The 4429-nt window shown below is 72.2% G+C and carries 4 protein-coding genes; all 4 read left to right on the top strand.

What is annotated here, in order from left to right; translation table 11 throughout:
* Positions 1-480 (top strand): lysylphosphatidylglycerol synthase domain-containing protein (locus EXE44_RS13565; protein ID WP_199241216.1); only part of this gene is annotated, 480 nt, incomplete at its 5' end.
* A 30-nt stretch (positions 481-510) separates the two neighbouring features.
* A complete protein-coding gene (locus EXE44_RS13560; protein WP_137717597.1) occupies positions 511-1692 on the top strand; it encodes an alpha-1 4-glucan-protein synthase in 1182 nt (393 codons plus the stop codon).
* 39 nt (positions 1693-1731) lie between these two features.
* A complete protein-coding gene (locus tag EXE44_RS13555; protein ID WP_137717596.1) occupies positions 1732-2883 on the top strand; it encodes an extracellular solute-binding protein in 1152 nt (383 codons plus the stop codon).
* Positions 2884-2935: 52 nt separating this feature from the next.
* A partial coding sequence (locus EXE44_RS21425) for a glycosyltransferase family 39 protein (RefSeq protein WP_321167243.1) occupies positions 2936-4429 on the top strand: 1494 nt, incomplete at its 3' end.

The raw sequence follows: 4429 nt of genomic DNA, 5'->3' as shown, positions 1-4429 counted from the left end.
GGCGCCGTCGACGCCGCCGTCCGGTTCGGCGCCGCGGTCCGCGTCGTCGCCGCCGACGCGGGCGCGCTCGCCCGGGTGTCGCTCGCGAGCGGCGTCGTGTGGGCGGCGGACGTGGCGACCGCGGTCCTCGTCCTCGCGGCGCTCCTCGGCGGGTTCGGGGCGGCGGTCGACCCGGTCGCGCTCTGCGTCGTCGGCACCCTCGCCGTCTCGGCCGGGAACCTCGCGAAGGTGCTGCCGCTCTCGCAGGGCGGCATCGGGCTGTACGAGGCGGCGTTCACCGGCATCGTCGTCGCCGCCACGCCGATCCCGGCCGAGACCGCGCTCGCCGCCGCGGCGCTCGACCACGCGCTGAAGAACGGCGTCACCCTCGCGGGGGGCGGCGCCGTCGCGGCCGCGCTCGACCTCTCCGTGACGCGCGCCCCCGACGAGTCCGAGCGAGAGCCCGACGCGGGCGCGACGCGGCCGACGACGGACCGCTAGTCTTTTAGGTCAGCCTAAAAACAATCGGGTATGAGTCCGACAGACCCCGACGGCGACGGTCAGGACATCTGCGTGATCGTCCCGACGATTCGAGAGTACGAGTGTCTCCGCGCGTACGTCGCGAACGCCCGCGAGCACGGGTTCGACGTCTCGCGGCTCCACTTCGTCCTCGTCACCGAGGACTTCTGCGAGACCGACGAGATGCGCGCCATGCTCGACGACCTCGACGTCTCCGGCGAGGTGTTCGACGGTAGCCGCCGCGAGGAGTGGTACGAGGCCAACGACGTCGCGGAGTACGGCCACGTCGTCCCGGCCGCGAGTCACGCCGAGACGAGCTTCGGCCTGCTGTACATGTGGGCCGACGAGTCGTTCGACTACGGCGTCTTCATCGACGACGACACGCTCCCGCACGACGACGTCGACTACTTTGGCCGCCACATGGAGAACCTCGCGTTCGGCGGCGAGATCGAGCGCGTCAGCTCCGACGAGGACTGGGTCAACGTCCTCTACGACAACGCCGACGAGCACGGCCTCTACCCCCGCGGCTACCCGTACTCGGCGATGGACGAGACGGTCGAGACCGACGCCGTCGAGGTCGAGTCCGGCGAGGTCGTCGCCTCGCAGGGGCTGTGGACGAACGTCCCCGACCTCGACGCGGTCCGGATCCTGATGGACGGCGACCTGGAGGGCCAGGCGCAGACGCGGACGAGCGCCGACGACTTCGGCGACGACTTCGTCGCCGCGCGCGGCAACTACCTCACCGTCTGCTCGATGAACCTCGCGTTCCGCCGCGAGGTGATCCCGGCGTTCTACCAGCTGCCGATGGACGACAACGAGTGGGACGTGGGGCGGTTCGACGACATCTGGTCGGGCCTCTTCTTGAAGCGCGCCTGCGACGTGCTCGGCAAGCGGATCTACAACGGCGACCCGCTGTGTGAACACAACAAGGCCCCGCGCTCGACGTTCGACGACCTCGCGAACGAGGTCGCCGGGCTGGAGCTGAACGAGCACGTCTGGGAGGTCGTCGACGACGCGGGCGCCGACGCCGACTCGTACGCGGCGGTCTTCGACGCGATGGCCGACGCGCTCGCCGAGGGCGACTTCGACGAGTGGAACAACGGCGCGTTCCTCAACCACTGCGGCGAGTACATGCGCGACTGGCTCGACTGCCTCGACGCGATCCGGCGGACGCCGGCGCCCGCGGACGACTGAACCGACACGACTAAAACCATTTAGGCACGCCTAAAACACATGACGACACACGATTCCACCTCCCGAGACGGACGCGACGTTCGCCGACGGAAGTTCCTCGCGGCCGCCGGCGCGGTCGGCGCGGCGGGGATCGCGGGCTGTAACGGGACCGGCGACGAGGACGGCGAGGACGACGGCGACGGCGCCGGCGACGCCGTGGGCCAGATCGGCTCCGGCCGCGCCGGCCGGGACGCCCCCGGCGGCACGTCGATGTCGGAGATGCCGGCGCTCGAAGGCGAGCTCACGGTGTACTCCGGCCGCGGCGAGTTCCTCGTCGGCGAGCTCGTCGGCTACATCGACGACCTGTACGACGACCTCGACCTGACGGTCCGGTACGGCGGTTCGACCGACCTCGTGAACCAGATCGCCAACGAGGGCGAGGGCTCGCCGGCCGACGTGTTCTACTCGGTCAACGCCGGGTCGCTCGGCGCCCTCGCCGACGCGGGGCGCACGCAGGCGCTCCCCGACGACGTGACCGAGAAGGTCCGCGAGGAGTTCCGCACCGAGCAGTGGGTCGGCACCTCGGGGCGCGCCCGGACGATCCCGTACAACACCGACGAGTACTCGGAGAGCGACCTCCCGGACGACATCATGGCCTTCCCCGAGGAGTTCGACGGTGACCTCGGCTGGGCGCCGTCGTACGGCTCCGCGCAGGCGTTCATCACCGCGATGCGGATCCTCGAAGGCGAGGAGGCGACCCGCGAGTGGCTGGAGGCGATGGTTGAGCGCGGCGCCGCGACGTACCCGGACGAGTTCCGCACCTGCCAGGAGATCGCCGACGGCGAGATCGACGCCGCGTTCACGAACCACTACTACATCCAGCGCGTGCTCGACGGGAACCCGGAGGCGCCGATCGCCACCACGTTCACCGAGGGCGACGCGGGCGCGGTGTTCAACGTCGCGGGCGCCGCGGTCGTCGACACCGCCTCCGACGCCGACCTGGCGTCGAACTTCGTCCGGCACCTGCTGTCGGCGGAGGCGCAGGACTACTTCGCCCGCTCCACCTTCGAGTACCCGCTGATCCCGGAGGTCGAGCCGATCGGCGACCTCCCGTCGATCGACGAGCTGGACGTGCCGGACCTCGACCTCTCGCAGCTGTCCAACCTCGAACCGACGATCGACCTGATGCGCGACGCCGGCGTCCAGATCTGATCGGCCGCTACGCGCCGCGCCCGCACCCTCTCACCGCCACATCGTCCCGCCCGTGTCACTCCGTCCACCGTCCGTTCGTCCCCGCCGGCTCGCCGCCAGTCTCCGCCAGCGGCTCGCCCGCGCCGACCGCGTGACGGTCGCGGCCGGGCTCGTCGCCGTCGCCGCCGGCGCGGTGACGTTCGCGATAGCCGCCACCGTCTTCTCGCACCACTCCGCGAACCACGACGAGGGGGTCTACCTCACGCAGGCGGCGCTGCTGCTCGGAGGGCAACTGGAGTTCCACGCCGGCCCGCTCGCCGACGCCGTCCACCCGTGGTTCTTCATCGAGGACGGCGGTCGGCTCTACCCGAAGTACAACCCCGTCCCGGCGGCGATGTTCGCGGTCTCGATGGGGCTGTTCGGCGAGCCGCGCGTCACGCTCGCCGCCGTCGCCGCGGGCAACGCCGCGCTCGTCTACCTGCTCGGGTCGCAGGCGGTCGGCCGGCGGGCCGGCCTCGCCGCGGCCGCGCTCTTCGCGGCGTCGCCGATGGCGATCGCGACCTCCTCGGCGTTCCTCCCGTACGCCCCGACGACGTTCTTCAACCTGGTCTTCGCGGTCGCGTACCTCCGGAGCGTCCGGGACGGGTCGCTCCCCGCGGCCGGCGTCGCCGGCGTCGCGATCGGGATCGCCTTCTTCGCGCGGCCGTACACCGCGGTGTTGTTCGCCGCGCCGTTCATCGTCCACGCACTGTGGCGGGTGGGGTCTGCGGTCCGGCGCTTCGGCGCCGAGACGGGACGGTCGACGCCCCGCGCGGTGGCGGTCCTGGCTCGTCGCGCGCTCGCGGTCGGCGGGTCCCGCGGGCTCCCCGGGCCAGTCCGCCGCCACGGGCTCACGGCGCTGTTCGGCACCCTGTTCGTCGGCGTCACGCTCGCGTACAACGTCCGGATGACGGGGTCGCCGCTCGTGTTCCCCTACCAGGTGTTCGCGCCGATGGACGGCCCCGGCTTCGGCGAGCGCCGCATCCTCGGCCACTCGGTCGACTACACGCTCGGCCTGGCGCTGGAGTCGAACCGCTACGCGCTCCAAGAGATCGCGACCCGCTGGTTCGCGGCCGGCCCGCTCGGGACGGCCGCGGCGCTCGCCGGCGTCGCGATCGCGGCAATCGGGTGGCGCGCGCGCGGCGACCCGCGGGGGATCCTCGTCGACGCCGGCGGTGCCACCGACGACACCACAGACGCCGCGACGGCCGCCGACGGCGGCGGCGAGGCTGAGTCCGGCCCCGCCGGCTCGCCCGCGTTCCGACGGACGGCGACGCTGCTCCTCGGTGGCGTCGCGGTCTCCGTCGCCGTCGGGAACCTCTACTTCTGGGGGACCCACAACGCGCTCGCCGACCTCTCGGACCCGACCGACGGGCTCGCGTCGCTGTTCGGGCCGTTCTACCACTTCGACCTGCTCGTCCCGCTGTCGGTGTTCGGCGGCCTCGCCGTCGCCGCCGGCTGGCGCGGACTCGCCGCGGCCCGCGAGCGGGTCGTCGAGCGCGGCGTCTCGCCGACAGATCGGAAGAGC

It is taken from the genome of Halorubrum sp. SS7, assembly GCF_005435055.1.
Taxonomy (GTDB): domain Archaea; phylum Halobacteriota; class Halobacteria; order Halobacteriales; family Haloferacaceae; genus Halorubrum; species Halorubrum salinarum.
Note: the sequence above shows the minus strand (reverse complement) of the source record. Positions and strands in the feature narration are given on the sequence as shown.